The 20104-nt window shown below is 40.8% G+C and carries 24 protein-coding genes and 1 pseudogene; 4 read left to right on the forward strand and 21 right to left on the reverse strand.

Annotated elements, in window-relative coordinates; translation table 11 throughout:
- Positions 1 to 6: 6 nt before the first annotated feature.
- The 6 genes from HT698_RS00910 to glmU all read right to left on the reverse strand — a co-directional run bounded on the left by HT698_RS00910 (position 7) and on the right by glmU (position 4229).
- Positions 7 to 597 carry a 3'-5' exonuclease gene (locus HT698_RS00910; RefSeq protein ID WP_173218318.1) on the reverse strand — a complete coding sequence of 197 codons (591 nt, stop codon included), beginning with the start codon at positions 595 to 597 and terminating at the stop codon, positions 7 to 9.
- A gap of 97 nt (positions 598 to 694) precedes the next feature.
- Positions 695 to 1186: a chromosome segregation protein RocS gene (rocS, locus tag HT698_RS00915; RefSeq protein WP_000021242.1), complete on the reverse strand. Its 492-nt coding sequence runs from the start codon at positions 1184 to 1186 to the stop codon at positions 695 to 697.
- A 76-nt stretch (positions 1187 to 1262) separates the two neighbouring features.
- Entirely contained in the window at positions 1263 to 1955 is a 693-nt protein-coding gene (locus tag HT698_RS00920) for a 5'-methylthioadenosine/adenosylhomocysteine nucleosidase (protein ID WP_173218316.1), read from the reverse strand.
- 16 nt (positions 1956 to 1971) lie between these two features.
- Positions 1972 to 2283, reverse strand: a complete 312-nt coding sequence (gene macP / locus HT698_RS00925) for a cell wall synthase accessory phosphoprotein MacP (protein WP_000517861.1) — start codon at positions 2281 to 2283, stop codon at positions 1972 to 1974.
- A gap of 11 nt (positions 2284 to 2294) precedes the next feature.
- The gene (locus tag HT698_RS00930) at positions 2295 to 2840 is read right to left on the reverse strand and encodes an NUDIX hydrolase (RefSeq protein WP_173218314.1); all 546 of its coding nucleotides are present in this window, start codon (positions 2838 to 2840) and stop codon (positions 2295 to 2297) included.
- Between the two features lie 9 nt (positions 2841 to 2849).
- Positions 2850 to 4229: a bifunctional UDP-N-acetylglucosamine diphosphorylase/glucosamine-1-phosphate N-acetyltransferase GlmU gene (glmU, locus tag HT698_RS00935; RefSeq protein ID WP_173218312.1), complete on the reverse strand. Its 1380-nt coding sequence runs from the start codon at positions 4227 to 4229 to the stop codon at positions 2850 to 2852.
- Between the two features lie 143 nt (positions 4230 to 4372).
- On the opposite strand from glmU, the gene HT698_RS00940 reads away from it, so the two are divergent.
- From HT698_RS00940 to HT698_RS00955, 4 genes are all read left to right on the forward strand, one after another.
- Positions 4373 to 5173, forward strand: coding sequence for a glycoside hydrolase family 25 protein (locus HT698_RS00940; protein WP_173218310.1), 801 nt, complete (start codon positions 4373 to 4375; stop codon positions 5171 to 5173).
- Between the two features lie 94 nt (positions 5174 to 5267).
- Positions 5268 to 6110 carry a DUF368 domain-containing protein gene (locus HT698_RS00945; RefSeq protein ID WP_173218308.1) on the forward strand — a complete coding sequence of 281 codons (843 nt, stop codon included), beginning with the start codon at positions 5268 to 5270 and terminating at the stop codon, positions 6108 to 6110.
- On the forward strand, positions 6110 to 6592 hold the full coding sequence (locus tag HT698_RS00950; RefSeq protein ID WP_173218307.1) for an aminoacyl-tRNA deacylase: 483 nt from the start codon (positions 6110 to 6112) through the stop codon (positions 6590 to 6592). Before HT698_RS00945 ends, HT698_RS00950 begins: the two co-directional genes overlap by 1 nt.
- Positions 6592 to 7212, forward strand: a complete 621-nt coding sequence (locus HT698_RS00955; RefSeq protein WP_173218305.1) for a histidine phosphatase family protein — start codon at positions 6592 to 6594, stop codon at positions 7210 to 7212. Before HT698_RS00950 ends, HT698_RS00955 begins: the two co-directional genes overlap by 1 nt.
- A 363-nt stretch (positions 7213 to 7575) precedes the next feature.
- Here the strand turns inward: HT698_RS00955 and HT698_RS00960 are convergent.
- The 15 genes and pseudogenes from HT698_RS00960 to mutM form a co-directional block, all read right to left on the reverse strand.
- Positions 7576 to 7671, reverse strand: a pseudogene (locus HT698_RS00960) (IS630 family transposase); the annotation flags it as partial.
- A gap of 297 nt (positions 7672 to 7968) precedes the next feature.
- Complete coding sequence (gene prsA, locus HT698_RS00965; protein WP_173218303.1) at positions 7969 to 8910, reverse strand: peptidylprolyl isomerase PrsA; 942 nt, start codon at positions 8908 to 8910, stop codon at positions 7969 to 7971.
- A gap of 66 nt (positions 8911 to 8976) precedes the next feature.
- A complete protein-coding gene (locus HT698_RS00970; RefSeq protein WP_004259562.1) occupies positions 8977 to 9690 on the reverse strand; it encodes an O-methyltransferase in 714 nt (237 codons plus the stop codon).
- A gap of 1 nt (position 9691) precedes the next feature.
- Positions 9692 to 11494: an oligoendopeptidase F gene (gene pepF, locus HT698_RS00975; RefSeq protein WP_173218301.1), complete on the reverse strand. Its 1803-nt coding sequence runs from the start codon at positions 11492 to 11494 to the stop codon at positions 9692 to 9694.
- An 18-nt stretch (positions 11495 to 11512) separates the two neighbouring features.
- The gene (locus tag HT698_RS00980; protein ID WP_173218299.1) at positions 11513 to 12466 is read right to left on the reverse strand and encodes a competence protein CoiA family protein; all 954 of its coding nucleotides are present in this window, start codon (positions 12464 to 12466) and stop codon (positions 11513 to 11515) included.
- A 78-nt stretch (positions 12467 to 12544) separates the two neighbouring features.
- A complete protein-coding gene (locus HT698_RS00985; protein WP_050252888.1) occupies positions 12545 to 12922 on the reverse strand; it encodes a type II toxin-antitoxin system HicB family antitoxin in 378 nt (125 codons plus the stop codon).
- 27 nt (positions 12923 to 12949) lie between these two features.
- Positions 12950 to 13138, reverse strand: a complete 189-nt coding sequence (locus HT698_RS00990) for a type II toxin-antitoxin system HicA family toxin (protein WP_001122912.1) — start codon at positions 13136 to 13138, stop codon at positions 12950 to 12952.
- A 121-nt stretch (positions 13139 to 13259) separates the two neighbouring features.
- Positions 13260 to 14120: an SAM-dependent methyltransferase TehB gene (tehB, locus tag HT698_RS00995; protein WP_173218297.1), complete on the reverse strand. Its 861-nt coding sequence runs from the start codon at positions 14118 to 14120 to the stop codon at positions 13260 to 13262.
- A gap of 14 nt (positions 14121 to 14134) precedes the next feature.
- Complete coding sequence (smpB, locus tag HT698_RS01000; RefSeq protein WP_001051750.1) at positions 14135 to 14602, reverse strand: SsrA-binding protein SmpB; 468 nt, start codon at positions 14600 to 14602, stop codon at positions 14135 to 14137.
- On the reverse strand, positions 14565 to 16919 hold the full coding sequence (gene rnr / locus HT698_RS01005; RefSeq protein WP_173218295.1) for a ribonuclease R: 2355 nt from the start codon (positions 16917 to 16919) through the stop codon (positions 14565 to 14567). The genes smpB and rnr overlap by 38 nt, the downstream gene beginning before the upstream one ends.
- Before the next feature lie 100 nt (positions 16920 to 17019).
- Complete coding sequence (gene secG, locus HT698_RS01010; RefSeq protein ID WP_000282517.1) at positions 17020 to 17253, reverse strand: preprotein translocase subunit SecG; 234 nt, start codon at positions 17251 to 17253, stop codon at positions 17020 to 17022.
- 39 nt (positions 17254 to 17292) lie between these two features.
- A complete protein-coding gene (gene rpmG, locus HT698_RS01015) occupies positions 17293 to 17442 on the reverse strand; it encodes a 50S ribosomal protein L33 (protein ID WP_001809104.1) in 150 nt (49 codons plus the stop codon).
- Entirely contained in the window at positions 17442 to 18641 is a 1200-nt protein-coding gene (locus HT698_RS01020) for a multidrug efflux MFS transporter (protein ID WP_173218293.1), read from the reverse strand. The genes rpmG and HT698_RS01020 overlap by 1 nt, the downstream gene beginning before the upstream one ends.
- A complete protein-coding gene (gene coaE / locus HT698_RS01025) occupies positions 18628 to 19233 on the reverse strand; it encodes a dephospho-CoA kinase (protein ID WP_173218291.1) in 606 nt (201 codons plus the stop codon). Before coaE ends, HT698_RS01020 begins: the two co-directional genes overlap by 14 nt.
- The gene (gene mutM / locus HT698_RS01030) at positions 19233 to 20057 is read right to left on the reverse strand and encodes a DNA-formamidopyrimidine glycosylase (RefSeq protein WP_173218289.1); all 825 of its coding nucleotides are present in this window, start codon (positions 20055 to 20057) and stop codon (positions 19233 to 19235) included. Before mutM ends, coaE begins: the two co-directional genes overlap by 1 nt.
- Positions 20058 to 20104 lie beyond the last annotated feature (47 nt).

Here is a 20104-nt window from a genome sequence, read left to right on the forward strand (position 1 = left end):
GCACTCCTAGTCAAATAATTGAGATAAGTCCAAGCCACCAAAAGGATTGTTTGATAAGCTACTTTCCGTCTCTAACAATTCTCTAGCTTGATCTGATTCTAGGAAGGACTCATACACACGCGCCGTCATCCGAGCATCCTCCAAGCTATTATGGGACTGACCTTGAAATCCAAGAAATGAGGCAACAGTTTGCAACTTGAGATTGGCAATACCATGTAAATCCGAGCTCCGACGTTCAAAAGCTTCATCATACAAATCCACCTTATACTGCTGACTATAATCTAAACCATGCTCTGCTAGAATAGGTAAATCACTTTTAGCAGCGTTGTACCCAACCATCGGCAAAGAACCCACAAACTCTTGGAATTCTTTTATGACTTCCTCCACTGAAGGAGCATCTTTTAAGGTCTCAGCTGTAATCCCTGTCAAACCATTGATAAAACTTTTTAAAGGTACATTGGTATGAACATAGGAATCATAGGCATCGATTTCCTGACCATCTCTAAAACGCACTGCCGATACTTGAATCAAGTGTGTTTGTCCTTCATGCTGATTAAATTCTAAGTCAAAAGCAATGTAATCTTCTAATCGTTCCATTTTCTACCTCTCCTATACTATCTCTGTTCTAATCAACTATACTATTCACAAACAAAAGAAGCCATCAGGTTAGCATTTAACCTAAACAGCTCCTTGATTATCCTCCAAATAAACGAGCAAAAAAGCCTTTTTTAGTGGATTGGACTTCTTCTTTTGCTTGGTCCAGCTCTAGCTTAAGATTTTCTTGATCCTTCATGGCTTGAAGGGTCAATTGTTGCTGCTGATCGAGTTGTTTGTCTTTCTCAGCAATCTGACGGTCTTTGATACGCATCTGCTCGTCTTTTTCTGATAACTGACGATCCTTGGCTTTTAATTGTTCATAGAGACGAAGAATTTCTGCATTCTTCTCATCAACTAGAATCTCCATCAGTTCACGTTGCTTGACATCTTCACTGACAGGCTCATCTTCAAAAATCGTTTTTTTATAGATTTCTTCTAGCTTAATCAAGCCACTTCTGGTAACGACTGTTACCCCTTTGTCATTTTTATCTGTGTCTTCTTCTGGTAATTCTTTGACACGGTTATTGATTGCTTGGCGAGATAATCCTAAGACCTCTGCAATCTCACTGACGGTCATTTCAATACTCATAATATCCTCTGAAACGTTTTCTAGCTTTTCTTTACTTAAATCTTATCATAAGCTAGAAAAACTGTCAAATTTTCGCTTAATTTAAGGCCTTCAAAAAGGCTAATAAGACTTGGGCAGAGCGACGTCCAGCTTCGATAATAAACTCATCAAAAGAGATGTTTGCTTCATGGTTGGCATTGTCACTCATAGCTCGAATAACTAAAACTGGAAGATTAAGGGCATGCGCTGCTTGAGCAATAGCTGCCCCCTCCATCTCAACAGCTAAAACTTCTGGGAAATGGGATTTAATCGCTTCTATCTTGTCATTTCCTGCAACAAAACTATCTCCTGTAGCAATCAAACCAAGATGCCAGTTCTGGTCCAATTGAGATAGATTCTCTTGAATTTTGGCAACAAAGATTTTGTCTGATTCGAAATAAAGCGGTTGTTGCGCCATTTGTCCATAAGCATAACCAAAAGCTGTGACATCCACATCATGATAGGCTAACTTGTCAGCAATCACGACATCCCCAACAGCGATACCCTCTGCTACTGCTCCAGCAGATCCCGTATTAATTAGAGCATCCACTTGGAAATGATCAGCCAAAATCGCCACACTCATAGCAGACATGACCTTACCAATTCCACTTTCTACAAGAACGACTTCATGAGAGGCAATGGTGCCTGTATGATAGGTATTCCCCAAAACAACTTGCTCTTGGGCATTTTCTAAATGCTGGACCAAATAAGCTAGTTCTTCTGGCATAGCTGCAATAATTCCTATTTTCATTTCATTTCCTTTTCTATTACAAAAGTTTCATTGCTAAGACAAGCAAAATCAAGAGAAAGATGACTGCAAATAAGATTTTATTCAGTTTAGAATTGAAAACATTTCTCTTGGTATTTTCAATGCGACGGCTTTTATGGATAGACGGTTCGACCTGAATCTTCAAGGTTTCCTGACTAAAGCCATGATCCTTAGGATTGGCATAACCAAAACGAGAAGAAGAGGTTGGTAAAATTTTTGTCTCCTCATCATCTAGCAAAGGGGGACCTGAAATCTTTTCGCCTCTATTAGCTCTTTCAATCATTTCATCCGTTAATAAAGGTTTACCCATATTGACCTCCTCTATTTTTTGTTCAATTCCCAATACTGAACAGCCATAATCGTCTTGGCATCACAGATATGACCTGATTGGATTAATTCCTTGGCTTCTTCTAAGCTCACTTCAAGGACTTCCAAGGTCTCATCTTCATCCTGGGGACGCGGATTTTCCACCTTTGTCAAATCGCTGGCTAGGTATAGTTTTAACTTTTCATTACAAAAGCCGATGGCTGAGTAAAAATCGTACAAGAGTTCCAATTTCCCTGTATAGGCTGTTTCTTCCTCTAATTCACGAAGGGCTGCTGCGACAGGGTCTGTATTTTCTCCTACTTCCAACTTTCCGGCTGGAATTTCGTAAGAGACTGCCTCAATGGCTTTGCGGTACTGCTTGACCAAGATGAGCTTTTGCTCATCCGTTACTGCTAAAACACAGACAGCCCCATTGTGGAAAATCAAATCCCGTTGGGCAACTCCTTTGCCTTCTGGTAATTCAACCTGATCTTGAACCAGTTTAAAAATTGGTCCTTGATAGATTTCTTTTCGGCTAAGCGTTTTTTCTTCAAATTCCATGATAGGCTCCTACTGATTCTTAGGATGGTGAGGAAGACGTGTTGCATATTCGTCTTTATTGACCTGACGACCGCGACCAATAGCAATAGCATCCACCGGCACGTCTTTAGTAATAGTTGAACCAGCACCAACGAGGGAATTGTCACCAAGTTCTACTGGCGCAATAATGGTTGAATTTGAACCAACAAAGACATTGTTACCGATGACTGTCTTGTATTTATTTTTGCCGTCATAGTTGACTGTAATGGTTCCTGCACCAAAATTAACCTGGCTACCCACTTCACAGTTTCCAATATAAGTCAAATGACCAGCCTTAGTATTCTCGCCGATAGAAGAACCTTTAACCTCAACAAAGTTACCAATATGAACTTGGGCACCTAGAGTTGAACCTGGACGAATGTGGGCATAAGGTCCGACAGTTACGCCGTCTGCAACACTACTTTCCTCAATCATAGAATTGGTAATGACCGCTCCTGCTCCGACAGTGCTGTCCACTACATAAGTACCGTTTGTCAAAACAGTCTCAGCACCAATTTTCGTTTGCCCCTTCAAGGTAACATTGGCTTCGATTTGAACTTCGGGAGCAATCTCAACATCAATATCGATATAAGTTGCTTCTGGATTGACAAAGCTAACACCGTTGACCATGTGCTGATGATTGATGCGACGACGCATGACTGACTCAGCCGTCGCAAGAGCTACACGGTCATTTACCCCAAGACTTTCATCAAAATCTTTCAAAGTATAAGCGCCAACTTTTTCACCAGCTTCACGGAAAATACCGATGACGTCTGTAATATAATATTCACCTTGAGCATTATTTGTATTAATATTTTTCAAAGCCTCAAACAAACGCTCGTTGTCAAAGACATATGTTCCAGTGTTGATTTCCTTGATTTGCTTTTCAAAATCGGTGGCATCTTTTTGCTCAACAATGCGAAGAACCTCAGCATTATCATTACGAACAATTCGTCCATAGCCAAAAGGATTATCCGTTTCAGCAGTCAAGATAGTGGCCACATTTTTATGATTGATATGGAAATCAATCAAGTTTTTCAAGCTTTCACCTGTGATTAAAGGAGTATCTCCTGCAATGACCAAGGTGTGACCTGACAAACCTTCTAAGATAGGCTCTGTCATCATAACTGCATGCCCAGTCCCTAACTGTTCAGATTGAGTCACAAATTCTGTCTGTCCAGCCAAGACCTGCTCAACCAATTCTGCCTTGTGTCCGACAACTGTTACTGTCTTTTCAGGTTTGATAGCTCCCACACTACGGAAAACATGTTCCAGCATAGAAATACCCGCAACCTTGTGCAAAACTTTTGGCAAATCAGATTTCATGCGAGTCCCTTTACCCGCTGCTAAAATAATGGCATAATTTGACATAATCTTCTCTTTTCTCTAGAAATTCCCTTTTATTATACCATATTTCAAATCATTCCGCGCTCTTGAATGAAAAAATGCTCCAAAGTCCTTTCCTTAACCCATTTTTTTGATTTTTTTTGATTTTTAGGGTAGAATTATAAGATATGAGAAAACAAATTCATCCACTTATTTTATTTGGTTTTTTTGGGATCATAATTTTCATTTTAATCATCAATCGCCCACTTAATGACAACCAATCCTTTAAAACAAAATCCAACATAGCGCAGATTGAAGCACAGGCTTTGAAACACTTAGACAAACCGATTATTGACCTCTCTGGCTGGCAGCGTCCTGAGGAAATCAACTACGATGCCCTCTCACAAAATATTTCAGGCGCTATTGTTCGTGTTCACAGTGGTGCTCAAACGACAGAAGAAAATGATGCTTCCTTTATCAATGGAATAGACAAGGCCTATAAGAGTCATATCACTGAACTTCAAAAGCGGAATGTCCCAGTTGCTGTCTATGCCTATGTAGCTGGAAAAAGTGTCCAAGAAATGGAAAAGGCTGCTGAAGTTTTTTATAATGCTTCATCGCCATACAGCCCTAGCTACTATTGGCTAGATGTGGAGGACAAAACCATGTCCAATATGAACGAGGGTGTTGAAGCCTTTCGAGCAAAACTAGCATCACTAGGTGCTAAAAACATCGGAATCTACGTTGGGGTCTACTTCATGGAAGAACACAGTATTGATACAGGCAAGTTTACTTCTGTTTGGATTCCGTCCTACGGCTCAAACTCAGGATTTTTGGAGAGCAGTCCTAAAACTGATTTAGATTATGACATCCACCAATACACATCTAAAGGAAAAATTGCCGGCTTTGACCACGATTTGGATATCAACGTCATCTCTCCCTTAAAAAACAAAGAAGAAACCTTTAGAAAAATCTTTTTAAAACCTTAAAAGCATTTGTTTAGCATTTGCTTTTTCTTTTTGTGTTTGATTGTGATACAATATAGTAAGGATTTTTTGAAATAGAAATAGTTGGAGGAAATATATGCTCTCATGGTTAGCGCGCATTATCAAAGGGATTGTGATTGCTCTTGGATTTATTCTACCGGGAATTTCCGGAGGGGTTCTAGCAGCAATCTTAGGAATTTACGAACGGATGATTGGCTTTCTGGCCCATCCCTTTAAAGACTTTAAAGAAAATGTTTTGTACTTTATTCCAGTTGCCATCGGTATGCTTCTGGGAATCGGCTTATTTTCCTACCCGATTGAATACCTGCTTGAAAATTATCAGGTCTTTGTCTTATGGAGCTTTGCGGGTGCCATCATTGGTACAGTTCCTAGCCTTCTCAAGGAATCAACTCGAGAATCTGACCGAGACAAGATTGATTTAGCTTGGTTCTGGACAACCTTTATCATTTCTGGATTAGGACTCTATGCCTTAAATTTTGTCGTTGGAACCTTAAGTGCTAGCTTTCTTAATTTGGTCCTAGCAGGTGCACTGCTGGCTCTTGGCGTCTTGGTTCCTGGCCTCAGTCCATCAAATCTACTTTTGATTTTGGGTCTCTATGCTCCGATGTTGACTGGTTTTAAAACCTTTGACCTCTTGGGAACCTTCTTCCCGATTGGAATCGGAGCAGGTGCCACTCTCATCGTTTTTTCAAAATTGATGGATTATGCCTTAAACAACTACCACTCATGCGTCTATCATTTCATCATCGGTATCGTCCTATCAAGTACCCTTTTGATCTTGATTCCAAATGCAGGAAACGCTGAAAGTATCCAATACACAGGTCTTTCACTTGTCGGTTATGTCATCATCGCCTTCTTCTTTGCTCTAGGAATTTGGCTTGGTATTTGGATGAGTCAATTGGAGGATAAATATAAATAATGGCAAAAAAAGTTAAAGTCAAAAAAACATTAGTAGAACAAATCCTATCTAAAGCAGGTATCCCACATCAGGGGATTCAAATCAATGCCCTGGAAGGAGAGCTTCCTCAAGGTTATGAACGAGATCAGATTTTCAAAACCTTGGCTCTTTTGGGAGACAAGACAGGACCGATTATCGGAATTGTCCCTATCACTCAACACTTGTCTGAAAAGAAACTAGCCAAAATTTCTGGCAATAAAAAAGTGAGCATGATTCCACAAAAGGACTTGGAAAAAACAACTGGTTACATTCATGGAGCCAATAATCCTGTCGGAATTCGTCAGAAACACAATTACCCCATTTTTATCGATAAAATCGCCCTAGACTTGGATCAAATGATTGTCTCTGCTGGGGAAGTTGGTCACAGCATTATCGTCGTGCCACAAGACTTGGCTAGCTTTGTAAAGGCAGACTTTGTAGATATTTTGGAGGACAGCAAGTAATGAAACTCTACTTTGTCCGCCACGGTCGTACAGTCTGGAACCAAGAAGGACGCTTTCAAGGTGCTAGTGGAGATTCCCCCCTTCTTCCTGAATCCATTGAAACCCTAAAACAACTAGGCCAGTATCTCAAGGATATTCCTTTTGATCAGATCTATTCAAGTGACTTACCTCGAGCAGTCAGATCTGCCGAGATTATCCAAAGTCAACTCAAGACGCCCTGTCCTTTAGAAAGTGTTCCTAATATTCGTGAATGGCAGCTGGGGAAGTTGGAAGGTTTGAAAATTGCAACCTTGGAAGCTATTTACCCGCAACAAATCCAGGCTTTCCGTACTAATCTTGCTCAATTTGATACTCAAATGTTTGGAGCCGAATCCCTCTATAGCACCACGCAACGGACCATCCAATTTATCAAATCACTCAAAGATAGTCCAGCTGAGCGTATTCTAATTGTCGGTCACGGTGCCAATCTTACTGCCAGTCTTCGTACTCTTCTAGGATATAAAGAACCACTTCTTCGTAAAGATGGCAGTCTAGCAAATGCCAGCCTGACCATTCTAGAAACCCATGATTTTGAAACATTCACTCTCGATACGTGGAATGATACTTCTTATCAATCATAATTATAGCCTAGCCTTCTGGAGATATAGTCAGTTGAAACAAAAATAAGACAAAAGAGCCTCGTAAAAAGGTATTGCAACTTGCCAATACCTTTTTGATATGAACACGTGTCTTCTCAACAGGATTGTAGAGCAAAATGAAATAAGAACTGAATAATGTGATTTGAGAATTTAAACTAATTTATAAGAATGTTTTAGAAGTAGTGATGTACTAGTTCAGATTCACTTTTCTATACTAATACTCTTCGAAAATCTCTTCAAACCGCGTCAACGTCGCCTTGCCGTATATATGNNCCTCAAAGCAGTGCTTTGAGCAACCTGCGGCTAGTTTCCTAGTTTGCTCTTTGATTTTCATTGAGTATAAGATGAGTAGGGAGGAAGAGGTAAAAGTTTATGCCCAAACTCTTCACATAAGAACTCTATCTTACCCATTCTATGGAATCTTGCATTATCCATTAAAACTTCCAGACTCATACTCTTCTAAAATCGATTCAAACCACGTCAGCTTCACATTATATATGTTGGTGACCTCATAAGTCTTCAAAGCTGTTCTTTGAGCAGCCTACAGCTAGCTTCCTAGTTTAATCTTTGCTTTTCACTGAGTATTAAGTTAAAAAAATGAGTCTGGTCAAAAAGTCTTTAAAATCAAAAAACGCATAATATCAGGTATTGAAAACCTTGTACTATGCGTTTTATTGTGGAAAGATTTACTTCATTTTTTCCTGAAGTCGAGTTTTTTCCCTGACTTATTGATTTGGACTATTCGTTTGATGTACTACTGCTTGAGCTTGAATCTCCACCACCGATATATTGGGTAAAGATATTTTGGAAGGCTTGGTCCTTAACCTTGATATTGGCTGCTTGCAATTCTTTTCCGATAATGCTTTGAACAAATGTTGAATCATTTTGTTTTTGAGTCAAGATAACAGTTTTTAATTTTTCTTTGTAGTCATCAATATTAGATGATTTTTCTGTTTTCTTAATGAGTTTTACAATGTAATATTGGCTACTGTAGGCTTGTGTGCCAGTTGCTGTAATCACATCAGAAATGCCATTTACATCTAAAGCGAAAGCGGCTTTCTTGACTTGCTCAGGTACTTCCGTTGAAGCAGAATCAAAGGTAATTTCTCCACCATTTGCTTTAGTTTTCTCATCAGTTGAATTATCTTTGGCTAATTGAGCAAAATCAGCACCTTCTGCCTTGGCTTTTTCGAGAACTTCTTTGGCCTTATCTTCATTATCAAGACGGATGATTTGAGCCGTTACATCTGGAGTGTACTCGTCAAATGCTTTCTTATAGGCATCATCTGTCAGTTCAGCTTCTGCTGCCTTCTTAACTGCCAACTCAACTAATTTACTTGTACGAATTTGAGCTTTACGTGTTTCAATCGTCATACCTGCTTGTGACAAGACACGTTGGTAGTTTTCGCCATATTGTTTTTCTTCTTCGGCAATAGTATCATCAACCTCTTTATCATCAAGCTCTGAGCCATATTGTTTTTCAAAAACTTTTTGGATGGTCATATTTAACAAGACTTGTTGGGCTGAAGGGTTGCTTTTCACTTGCTCATAAAATTGATGTTCTGTGATGACATCCCCTTTCATGCTGATAAGGTCTGCCCCTTCTGAACCTTTCGAACAAGCTGCTAAAGTTGCTACTGATAATAGTGTAATGGCACCTGCCAATAGTTTTTTCTTCATGTCTACTCCTTTGAGATAAGTGTTACTCTATCTATTGTACTATATTTTCTTAAATTTTTCTGAAAATCATTCGCTGTCAGGCAATTGAACATCTGCTACATTTTTACGAAGCATGAGAATGCCGTCCCCCAGAGGGACTAATGTTGCAGTGAGTCCTGGATTGTCTAAGGTTGCATCAAATAGTCTTTGAAGGCCTCGATAGATGGTTCGCTGACCTCGACGGACTTCCATAATGTCCTTGGCAACATCACCGCCTTGGAAAATATCATCCAAGACAACCACACCTCCAACTTCCAAATGTTTGAGGATTTCTGGTAGAAAGACGATGTATTTAGACTTGGCAGAATCCATAAAGACAAAATCATAAGACTCTGTCAAGGTTGATAAGACATCTACCGCATCTCCTTCTAGGAGAGTGATTTGCTTACGACTATCAAACTGGGCAAAATTTTCCTTGGCAAAACCAATCATTTCTGGATTGCGATCAATAGTTGTAATCTTGGCATTTGGCGCATGTTCCGCCATCAAGAGGGCTGAAAAACCGATGGCCGTCCCAATTTCCAGAATGTTTTTAGGTTGCATGGTTTCCATGAGAAAACGGAAATAAGCTACCGTTTCATGGGGAATAATGGGAATATTTTCCTTGCGGGCAAAGTCTTCCAATTCTTTCAAGGAACCTGTGACTTGCTTTTGGCGCTGACGCATCAAGTCTACAATTTCTTCCTTGACGACAGGGCGACGCATGTTATGGTTGGCATTTTTACTATATGATTCAACCATCTTATGCCAATCCCAATTTTTCAACAAGGGCTTCAAACTCATTCAAACGACGTTCGAAGACTGCAAAAGCATCGTTGAGATAGTCTTCCTTCTCCATATCAACACCAGCTTTTCTCATGACATTAAGTGGATAGTCAGACTTACCTGCCTTGAGATAGTCGATATAGCAGTCACGATCTTCTTGACTACCATGGACAATCTTTTCAGCTAGGGCTGAGGCGGCCGCAAAGCCTGTTGAATATTGGTATACATAGTAGTTATAGTAGAAGTGTGGAATGCGAGCCCACTCGTATTGGATTTCAGGATTGTCTTCCTTACTCAAACCATAATACTCTTGGTTCAAGTCTGCGTAGAGTTTATTTAAGAAATCGCTTGTCAAGACTTCACCATTTTGATCCGCTTGGTGGATTGCGTGTTCAAACTCGGCAAATTGAGTTTGACGAAAAACTGTTCCACGGAAACCATCTAGGAAGTTATTGAGAATAGCAAAGCGCGTTGCGTCGTCTTCCACTTCTTCCAATAATTTCTCCGTCAAGATATTTTCATTGGTAGTTGATGCAATCTCAGCCAAGAAGATAGAGTAATCTCCATAAACATAAGGCTGAGTCTCGCGAGTATAGCTAGAATGCATGCTGTGGCCTGTCTCATGAACAAGAGTAAAGAGATTGTCAAGATTGTCCTGCCAGTTAAGGAGCATAAAGGCATTGGTATCGTAAGAACCACCAGAGTAAGCCCCTGAACGCTTGCCTTGATTTTCGTAAACATCAATCCAACGCTCGCTGAAGGCACGTTTAACACGGCTCAAGTAATCCTCACCCAAGACTGACAAAGCATCTTCTGCCTTTTTCAAGGCTTCTTGGTAGGTAAAACTATATTCAACAGATGAAAGCGGTGTGTAGACATCGTACATCTTAAGGTCTGAAATCCCCAAGATTTTTGAACGAAGTTCAAGGTAACGATGCAAGAGGGGCAAATGCTTGCGAACTACTGCTACCAAATTGTCATAAACACTCTCTGGAACAAAATTGGCTGCTAGGGCTGCATGACGAGCGCTCTTGTAGTTGCGAACTTTAGCACGGTAGTTTTGCACCTTAACATTGGTTTGCAAGGTTTTGGCATAGGTATGTTGGAATTGTTCATAAGTCGCATAAAGAGCTTGATAGGCACCACGACGCACCTCACGATTTTTAGACTCCATCAAACGTGTGTAAGTCCCATGAGATAGCTGAACTTCCTTACCATCATCGTCGAGGACATAAGGGAACACAATATCCGCATTGTCCAAGATAGCGAAGGTTTCACTTGCCGAACCAAAGATTTCTCCAGCTCCAGCCAATAATTCTTCTTCACGTTGTGAAAGAACGTGATCCTTGCCTTGCAAAAGCTTATCAAAATAGTGTTGATAAAGCTGCAATTTTGGTTGAGCTTCTAAAAAGTCAGCATACTGCTCTTCACTGATTTCCATAAATTCAGGCTCATAGAATGAAAAGGCTTGGTCTAGCTGGCTGTATAGAGTCATAGCCTTAGCATAGTACTCTTGGTACTTGGCTTCACGTGTATCTTGGTCATTCTTCATATGAGCATAAACGTAAAGCTTCTCCATCTGGCGTTCCATTTCAAGAGAAAATTCAGTGATTTCGAGTAGGCTATCCGCACTATCCAAGAGATGGCCTTCATACTGGCTTACTTTCTCCAGTTGTTCTGTTAAATCTTTTAAGGCTTCTTCCCAAGCCTGGTCAGTTGGGTAAATCGTTGATAGATCCCATGTATCTTTTTCATTTATTTCATGTCTTTGTAATACCATTAGATTCCTCCATCCTTTCTATTTTACCATATTTTTCAAGAAATATTGCTGATAAAAGGCTGGTGGATAAAGCTTTTGCCAATCATTTTGAGGATTTTCTTGGTAATAGGTTTGAAAATACTGATAATAGCGAGTCAAATCTTGCTCAATTTGGCAAAAATTACCTACTAGTGGTCTTATTTGTGGATACCATTCTTTTAGACCATAAGTTAGGAGATTTTCTCCCTTTTTATAGGCTTCCGCTTGTTCTTTCATCCAAAAAGGATTTTGATAATAGAGTTGTTGCCGGATATAGCGACAGATGTCCTTGTCCTGAGAAGCTGTAAAATGAGATATTTTTTGTTTCTTATAGGGAAGACGTAATATCTCCAGTAAACTATCTTGTCCATAGGGAAATTCCTTGATTTGATAATAGAGTCTGCCTCGGAGATCCTGGTGGATGAGATATTTAAGCCTTAAAACCTGTTTTTCCTTGTCTACTTCCCAAACATAAAAGCCCATGTTTTGACTGAAATAGAGAAAACCTTGTTGCAGACGAGTCAAACGGTCTTTGAGCCACAGTTTTTGCCCCAGCAACCACAGTACTTGGTAACCCTCACTACAATAGCCCTCACTGCGCTCTTTAAGAACTTTTTGAGGCAAGGGACTACATTGAACCTCTAAAGCTAGATTGCCATTTACAAACACATCCGCAATCTGTTTAAGCTCTGGAAGCGGGTATTCTAATTGCACCTCTGCATCTTTTTTCAACCAGTGATAAAGTGATTCTTTATTGGACAGGTGTTCTGGGCTTTCATTTTCAGAGGAATAATCACAGTCTTTTAAGGATTTATGGGCAAAATGGGTTCGGACACTTGGTCCTTGCCGCAAACGGAGCTGACCTCCACAAGCTGGGCAAGTGTAGGCTTGCTTCTCAAGCTTATCCTCTAACACATTTACCAATTCTCCCCTAGTATCTCTCGCAACAAACATGATTTCCCTCCTTTTCTATATTATTCGAAAAAAAGAAAAAAGATCAGGAAATTTCCTAATCTTCATCACTCTATAATTTTAGAGTTGCAAGCGACTTTCAAGAGCTTGTGTCAAAACTTCAGAATAGTTCACTTTCTCACGATCTGCAAGTCTGACTAGCCACTCTGGAACCGTAACATTTTTTCGAATCGCTTTATTATTCTTTACGAAAGGCAAGGGATTGACCTGAATCAAAGTCACAAATCCATCAGGAGCTTTCAACTCAGCAATGTCACTAGGAGTAGGCAGAGCCAGTCCTTCATCAATATAAGAAGCTAAAACACTCTCAAGCATTTCCCGAGCATTTTTCATTGCAAGTTCAATCGTTGCTCCCTCTGTCCCACCTCCAAACTCCGGAAATTCAATCCAGTATCCAGTACCTTCTTTATGAAAAATAGCAGGATAAGATTTTAGCATAATACACCTCCACAATTTCCAAATCAACTACAATCCCAAATCTTTTAATATTTTTCTCTCTAACCCTTTTCCTAGATCATCATTACCGTGAACTGGAATAGTGACAAGATAGGGAACTCCTTCTTTCTTAAAATGATGATGACTTCCTCTCTTACGAACTTCAATCCATCCATTTGCAAGAGCTAATTTTACCATTTCCTTACCTGTGATTGGCATTCATTGTCACCTTTCTAGCTAAAATTATACTTATAATGCGTATTTTTGTCAATTCTTCTATCTTATCTATTCGTAAAAAAAGAAAAAAAAGATCAGAAAAATTCCTAATCTTCATTCATGTTTATTTAATTTTCTTAGCTAGCATGGTCGCAAAGCGTAGTTGAATGCGATTGCCATTTTCATCGCGACGGTGCAATTGACCTGGATTTTCATTGTACTTAACCAATTCCCAGTCCTTGTAATAGTCTGACAATTCCCCTTCTTTAAAGGTAAATGGGAAGTTCACAGAGCAAGGGTAATCTTCCGTATCCATAGCACAAACGATAAGATTATAACCACCGACCGTAGTATGCTCCTGCATATTTTTGATAATTGCAGGAATGCGGTCTGCTTGCAAAAACATCAAAACAACTGTCGATACGATGAAATCATACGCTTGCCCAATACTAGCTGAATTGATATCGTAAAGACCAACTGGCATGTCCAGATTTTCCTGCTCCACAATGCTTTGCAAGATTTCAAGGGCCAGTTCATTTTGATCCACAGCTGTCACATCAAAACCTTGTTGGACTAAAAAGAATGCATTACGGCCTTGACCACAGCCCAAATCCAAGGCTTTCCCTGGTTTTACTGTCTGCATAGCCTCTAGGACCTCTGAATGAACAGGATTAGTATTGTATTTCTTAGGGAAATAATCTTCAGGTTTACAATAAAACTCCAAGTACCATTCCACATCGTCTGTAGCAGCCTCGACTCGATGCCAAGCTTGAGGTTGTGCCATGGGATTGTCGGCTCCTGCTTCAAAGAGGTGCTCAGCTAAAACCTCACCATCTTCTGTCAATTCAATAAACTTGAGAGCTCCCTTCAAGACAGTAATTTTCCCCCAAGTCCCAACCTTGGTATTGTGTTTCTGCTGAACAGCCTCTGGCATAGTTTCTTTAGTCCACAAAGGCATGCGTTTATAGGCAACTAGTTTTTCCATCTTCATTCCTCTTTTTATCGCTGATTGACAGCTTTCATCACGCGCGCAATATCGCGATTCTGCTCACGTCGCTTGATTGACTCCCGTTTATCATAGTCATGCTTTCCTTTAGCTAGACCTAAAAGGAGTTTAGCGTAACCATCTTTGATATAGACTTTAAGGGGAACCAGGGTCATTCCTGTCCCTTTGGTCTCTTGTTCCAATTTTTGAATTTGTTTCTTATGGAGCAGGAGTTTGCGGCGACGTTCTGGTTCCTGATTCCAGATATTACCCTCTTCGTAAGGAGCGATATGAACGTTGCTCAACCAGACCTCCCCATTTTTTACTTGTGCAAAACCGTCCTTGAGATTGATTCGAGCAGCTCGCACACTCTTGATTTCAGTTCCAGTCAGGACCATTCCTGCTTCTAGCGTATCTACGATTGTATAGTCGTGGCGCGCCTTTTTATTTTGTGCGACGACCTTTCCCTCGCCCTTTGCCATGCTTGGCTCCTTTCTTAGCTACTTCCTTGTAAAAAGGTTTCTTTCCTTTTTTCTTCTTGTCTTTTTGTGAATGCTTGCGCTTATCATTTGAGCGTCCTGATTTTCTCTTATCTTCCTTCTTATCTGAACGACGACTTGAACCACGCCCTCTGTCACTGCGACTAGACTGTTTCAAGCCTTTTTCAATCACATCAAACTCACTTGGAATGTAAGAGAAGTCAATTTCGCCCGTCATCTTATCAGCTCTTTCAACGCGAATGCGAATCTGCTGACCTACACGGAAGGTTGTTCCTGATTTCTCTCCACGAAGAGTCAAATCACGCTCATTGAAATGATAAAATTCAGGTAGATTAGTGATGTGAATCAAGCCTTCAACTGTGTTTGGCAATTCAACAAAGAGACCGAATTTGACAATACTTGATACAACTGCATCGTACTCTTCGCCTACGTACTCTTCCATGTACTCAGCCTTTTTCATGGCTTCGACTTCACGCTCCGCCTCGATGGCACGACGCTCACGGTTGGAAGACTGGGTCGCAATCTCTGGAATCACTTGTTCAAAATGCTCTGCTATTTCTTTAGAACGGCCGTAATCACGAATCATACGGTGAACAAGAAGGTCTGGATAACGACGAATCGGACTGGTAAAGTGAGTATAATAGTCAGCAGCTAGTCCATAGTGGCCGTAATTGTGCTCCGAATAACGAGCCTGCTGCATAGAGCGAAGAAGCATCATGGACAATACATCTGCATAAGGTTCTCCCTCAACAGCACGCATAATGTCTTGAAGTGCCTCCTGGCCAATCTCACTGGCAGTCCCATAAATGCGCAAGCCAAAACTCGAAGCATAATCAATAAACTTCTGAACCTTTTCAGCCTTAGGCTCCTCGTGAATTCTATAGATAAAAGGCAAATCCAACTTGCTGAAATGCTCAGCAACTGTTTCATTGGCCATCAACATAAAGGACTCAATCATACGCTCGGCAATGCCACGCTGACGAAGAACGATATCAACAGGCTTACCTTGTTTATCCACTAAAATCTTCGCTTCATTGGTATCAAAATTGAGAGCTCCACGTTTCACACGCATGTTTTCTAAAGTTTCATGAAGCTTGGCCATAAGTTCGATACTTGGTACAATTTTATGATATTCTTTTCTCTTTTCTTCATCGCCAGCTAGGATATCATTGACATCGCTATAGGTCATCCTGAAGCTAGTCTTGATAACCGTTTGTGTGATGGTGTAGTTGACTACACGACCATGTTTATCAATCTCCATAATGGCAGACTGGGTCAGGCGGTCAACTTGAGGATTGAGAGAACAGATACCATTTGACAGTCGTTCTGGAAGCATTGGAACCACTCGGTCTGTTACATAGACTGAAGTCGCGCGGTTAAGGGCTTCCTTGTCAAGGGCAGAACCCTCGGTCACATAATAGGAAACATCTGCTATGTGAACTCCGAGTTCGATATTTCCATTTTTCATAGGCTTAATATGCACCGCATCGTCCAAGTCCTTGGCGTCAGCACCGTCAATGGTAAAGGTAATCTCATCTCTTAGATCCAGACGACCTTCCATATCCTTTTGAGACGGAGCATCAGGCACACTTTCTGCTTCCTTGACAACAGCTTCTGGAAACTCGGATACAATGTCCATTGATTCCAAGACCTCAAGAACATCAATTCCGACATCCGTTGAATGCCCCACCACATCGAGGACACTCGCGACAAAGAAATCATGTTTCTTACTTGGGTATTTATCGATAAAGACCTTGAGAACTTCTGTTCCCTCCAGTTTAAGGGCTGGTTTCTTAACATAGATGGGTTGGCTGATTTTCTGATTTTTCGAACGGATGTAGCCAGCATACTTAGGCTTTTCCTGATCCAGAACGATTTGGCCAACAACAGTTGTCAAACTGTGTTCTAAGATATCAATAATTTTTGCTTCTGCTGCTGTTCCCTTATTGCGGTCAGCGACTTTCTTGATGACGACCTCAACGGTATCACCATCAATAGCATAGTTGACATCGTTTTTTCCTACAAAAAGGTCGTCCTCTTCCCCTTCTAGACTGACAAAGCCAAAGCCATTTTTATGGGCATGAAAAATCCCCTTGAGAGTAATCTCATGTTTTTTCTTGACTTCCAAGGTCAGACTTCCATCTTCTTCAAAGCGAATCTGGTGCTTTCTTTCCATTAAGGACAAGGTTTTAATCAACTCACGAAAGTCCTTGGAACCGTCTTTTCCCAAAGCCTGAGCCAAGTCATTGACAGTTACCTTTCCCTTATCTTGTAAATATTCTTTTATTCTGTCTTTCATATTTTCTTTCTAGATTTTTTATTTTCTTTTACTGTAAAACCTTCTCAAATATCTTTTAAAAATAAAAAGAGGCAAAGACCTAGTCCTGCCCATTATTTTCTTATCTACTTGATAATACCGTCAATGCTAAGGCAATGGCTAGCCAGAAAAAGACTAAAATCCCTGTCAAACGCTGCATTACAGCTTCGAAACCGCGTGCTTTACTACGTTCAAACAAATCACCTGAGCTGGCATCAAATACATTGCTGGATTGGTTTTTAGTTGGTTGCATGAAAATCGCAATCACAATCACAACAGATAATACTAATAAAATGGTTAATAATAGGTTATACATATCAAACTCCTTAAAATCCTTATTATTTTACCATAAAATCTACTTAGATTCAAGATGTAGGGTTACTTTTCTTTCCTTGGGACAATACTTTAAAACCTCAATCTTGTCTGGATGAGTTTTTGAATTTTTACTGGTTAGGTAATTGATACTGCCACAAGAGGAGCATTTGAGATTAATTTTTACTCGCACTAGATTTCCTTTACTTTTAATAATGTTCGAAATTGAAGCAGGTTAAAGAGACAACTAAAGGCAACACAAAGGCTTGTCGCATAAAAGACTGCATGGTAGCCAAATTGACCTGCTACTGCAGAACCTGCCATGGGACCAACGACACCTCCCAGATAAAAGAATACCTGATTGAAGGCAAAGACCCTCGAAATGCCGGCTTGGGGAGTCATTTTGCTGAGTAGGGCATTAACCCCGGGAATCAGGGCACCGGTTCCCAATCCAAAGAGGAAACGATAAAGTCCTAGTTGAAGGGGGCTAGAGGCATTGGCACAGAGGAGATAGATGATGACTGAATAAAACTGGGCTACAACCAAGAGGCGATGGTTGCCCACCTTGTCACCTAGCTTTCCCATGACTCCTGCACTCATCATACTGGAAAAGCCCATACTGGATACAATCAAACCAGATACAAAAAGAAGATTCTCTGTCTGCCCTAAGTCGCGTACATACAGAGCTAAGATAGGGCCGATTGATTGGGCTGAAAATTGGATGACAAAACTGGTCAGAAAGAGGTTGGCCAAAAGATAGGGATATTTAACTGATGTAAATAATTCCCTTGTTGGGATGGCCTTTTCCTTGGCTACTGGTTGAAAATCTTCCTTGATAAAGCAAATAGTCAAAACAGCAGCTAAAAACAGAAAACTACCAACCAGTAAGAAAACTGTACGAATACCAAATAATTCTGCGATAAATCCCCCGATAAAGGGACCAGTTAGAGTACCTGCAACTACGCCAGTAGACAAAGTACCTAAGGCAGAGCCTGATTTCTCCTTTGGAACCTGACTGGCTATCAAGGCCGTTGCATTGGGAACAAAACCCGCAAATACACCATTCAGTAAACGAAGAAAGATTAACCAATAGATATTTGGCACAAAGGCCAAGCCTCCCATAGTGATAGTCATGGCCAGACCAGCACGAATCATCATGGGTTTTCGACCGTATTTATCAGCAAGGATGCCCCAGATAGGAGAGAAAAGTGCTGCAGAAATGGCAGAGACAGAAATAGCTAAACCTGCGTAAAAAGCAGCTTGATCACTCCCTACACCTAAATTTTCCACAAAGATGGGCATAAAGGGCACTACCAAAGAAATACTGGCTCCTGTCAGAAAATTACCAAACCAGGCAATGCGCAGATTATCCTTCCAGTTAATCTCTGTCATCTTGCTTACCTCCCTCAAGCAGGGAGAACACCTGAGTAAGAAGCTGGTCCTGATTTCCATTGTTATCTAGAACATAACTGGCCAAATCTTTCTTTTTCTCTAAAGGCCACTGGGCTGCCAGACGAAACTCAGCTTCATCTTTGGACAAGTGGTCCCTTTTCATTAAGCGTTCTACTTGGACATCTCGGTCCACATAGACCAACCAAGTCTCATCAAACCAAGAGACGTAGTTCTGCTCAAAAAGTAAGGGGATATCCATGAAAAAAATCTCTTCTGTCTGAGCAAACTGATCTCTCAACGTAGCTAGTTCCTCACGGATAATCTTTCCTTGGATTCGCTTAGACCATTCCTGTTCTTCAGGATTTGAAAAGATGAGATTAGCTAGGAGAGGGCGATTGAGTTCTCCATTTTCTAAGATAATTTTTTGACCAAAGTGCTGGACTAGAGCTTCAAACAGACGACCACCAGGTTTCTGTAGTTGGTGGACGGCTGCGTCGGCATCCACTACTTGAAAGCCTTGCTTTCTTAGAAAATTTGTCACGGTTGACTTACCAGAGGCAATTCCCCCAGTGATTCCGATGATTTTTCCCATCAGCCCCTCCTTTGGCACTGAGGACAAAAGTGGGTTCCACGTCCGCCTAGTTGGATTTTCTCAATCACTGTCCCACAGCGTGAACACTCTTGACCAGCCTTGTCATAGACCTGATGAAAATCCTGCATGGTTCCATCTTCCCCAAAGGCATTGGTATAGGTCCGAATGGTCGAACCACCTTTTTCAACGGCCTGGCCCAAAATAGCAATGGTTTGGTCATGAATGGCTGTCGTTTCTGCTGCTGTCAAAGTCTGGGAAGGTCTTGCCGGATGAACCTGAGCTCGCCAGAGAACCTCATCCACATAGATATTGCCAAGTCCAGCTACCAAGGTCTGGTCTAGGAGATGGGATTTGATAGGCTTTTTAGATTTCTTCAGGGCACCTATAAAATTCTCTAAATCAAAGTCCTGGTCTGTTGGTTCAGGCCCTAATTTTTTAGAAATAAAGTAGGCGTCTAAAAGATCAGGCTCCAAGAGTTCCATAGTACCAAACTTGCGAACATCCTCATAAACAAGCGTGCCACCGTCCTCAAACTGAAAGAAAACATGGGCATGCTTGCGTTCGGGAACCTGATACGGATAATAAAAATACTTGCCTTCCATGCGCAAATGGGAAATCAAGACCTTGTCTGTCAGGTAAAAAAGCAAATATTTGCCCCGACGTTCCATTGACTCAATAATCTGACCAGGCACCTCCTTTTGAAACTCGTCCAAATCTGTCTTAATCATCTTGGTATAGCGAATTTCTACACTCGAAATCTTCTTACCCAGAATCAATTTTTCTAAACTACGACGAACGGTTTCAACCTCAGGTAATTCAGGCATACGTCCTCCTTCTGTAAAAACAAGAAGCAGGCATGAGCCCACCTCTA

The sequence above is a fragment of the Streptococcus sp. 3109 genome (genome assembly GCF_013276905.1).
In the GTDB taxonomy this organism is placed as follows: Bacteria; Bacillota; Bacilli; order Lactobacillales; family Streptococcaceae; genus Streptococcus.

Bases quoted from the DNA above. Each gene is read 5' to 3' on its own strand.
- coaE (WP_173218291.1), bottom strand. From the start codon at position 19,233: ATGGGAAAAATCATCGGAATCACTGGGGGAATTGCCTCTGGTAAGTCA.
- smpB (WP_001051750.1), bottom strand. From the start codon at position 14,602: ATGGCAAAGGGCGAGGGAAAGGTCGTCGCACAAAATAAAAAGGCGCGC.
- HT698_RS00970 (WP_004259562.1), bottom strand. From the start codon at position 9,690: ATGGTTGAATCATATAGTAAAAATGCCAACCATAACATGCGTCGCCCT.
- macP (WP_000517861.1), bottom strand. From the start codon at position 2,283: ATGGGTAAACCTTTATTAACGGATGAAATGATTGAAAGAGCTAATAGA.
- glmU (WP_173218312.1), bottom strand. From the start codon at position 4,229: ATGTCAAATTATGCCATTATTTTAGCAGCGGGTAAAGGGACTCGCATG.
- HT698_RS00985 (WP_050252888.1), bottom strand. From the start codon at position 12,922: ATGCTAAAATCTTATCCTGCTATTTTTCATAAAGAAGGTACTGGATAC.
- HT698_RS00990 (WP_001122912.1), bottom strand. From the start codon at position 13,138: ATGCCAATCACAGGTAAGGAAATGGTAAAATTAGCTCTTGCAAATGGA.
- rnr (WP_173218295.1), bottom strand. From the start codon at position 16,919: ATGAAAGACAGAATAAAAGAATATTTACAAGATAAGGGAAAGGTAACT.
- pepF (WP_173218301.1), bottom strand. From the start codon at position 11,494: ATGGTATTACAAAGACATGAAATAAATGAAAAAGATACATGGGATCTA.
- HT698_RS00910 (WP_173218318.1), bottom strand. From the start codon at position 597: ATGGAACGATTAGAAGATTACATTGCTTTTGACTTAGAATTTAATCAG.
- HT698_RS00920 (WP_173218316.1), bottom strand. From the start codon at position 1,955: ATGAAAATAGGAATTATTGCAGCTATGCCAGAAGAACTAGCTTATTTG.
- mutM (WP_173218289.1), bottom strand. From the start codon at position 20,057: ATGCCTGAATTACCTGAGGTTGAAACCGTTCGTCGTAGTTTAGAAAAA.
- HT698_RS01020 (WP_173218293.1), bottom strand. From the start codon at position 18,641: ATGACAGAGATTAACTGGAAGGATAATCTGCGCATTGCCTGGTTTGGT.
- HT698_RS00945 (WP_173218308.1), top strand. From the start codon at position 5,268: ATGCTCTCATGGTTAGCGCGCATTATCAAAGGGATTGTGATTGCTCTT.
- HT698_RS00980 (WP_173218299.1), bottom strand. From the start codon at position 12,466: ATGTTTGTTGCGAGAGATACTAGGGGAGAATTGGTAAATGTGTTAGAG.
- HT698_RS00950 (WP_173218307.1), top strand. From the start codon at position 6,110: ATGGCAAAAAAAGTTAAAGTCAAAAAAACATTAGTAGAACAAATCCTA.
- HT698_RS00940 (WP_173218310.1), top strand. From the start codon at position 4,373: ATGAGAAAACAAATTCATCCACTTATTTTATTTGGTTTTTTTGGGATC.
- rocS (WP_000021242.1), bottom strand. From the start codon at position 1,186: ATGAGTATTGAAATGACCGTCAGTGAGATTGCAGAGGTCTTAGGATTA.
- HT698_RS00955 (WP_173218305.1), top strand. From the start codon at position 6,592: ATGAAACTCTACTTTGTCCGCCACGGTCGTACAGTCTGGAACCAAGAA.
- prsA (WP_173218303.1), bottom strand. From the start codon at position 8,910: ATGAAGAAAAAACTATTGGCAGGTGCCATTACACTATTATCAGTAGCA.
- tehB (WP_173218297.1), bottom strand. From the start codon at position 14,120: ATGGAAAAACTAGTTGCCTATAAACGCATGCCTTTGTGGACTAAAGAA.
- secG (WP_000282517.1), bottom strand. From the start codon at position 17,253: ATGTATAACCTATTATTAACCATTTTATTAGTATTATCTGTTGTGATT.
- HT698_RS00930 (WP_173218314.1), bottom strand. From the start codon at position 2,840: ATGGAATTTGAAGAAAAAACGCTTAGCCGAAAAGAAATCTATCAAGGA.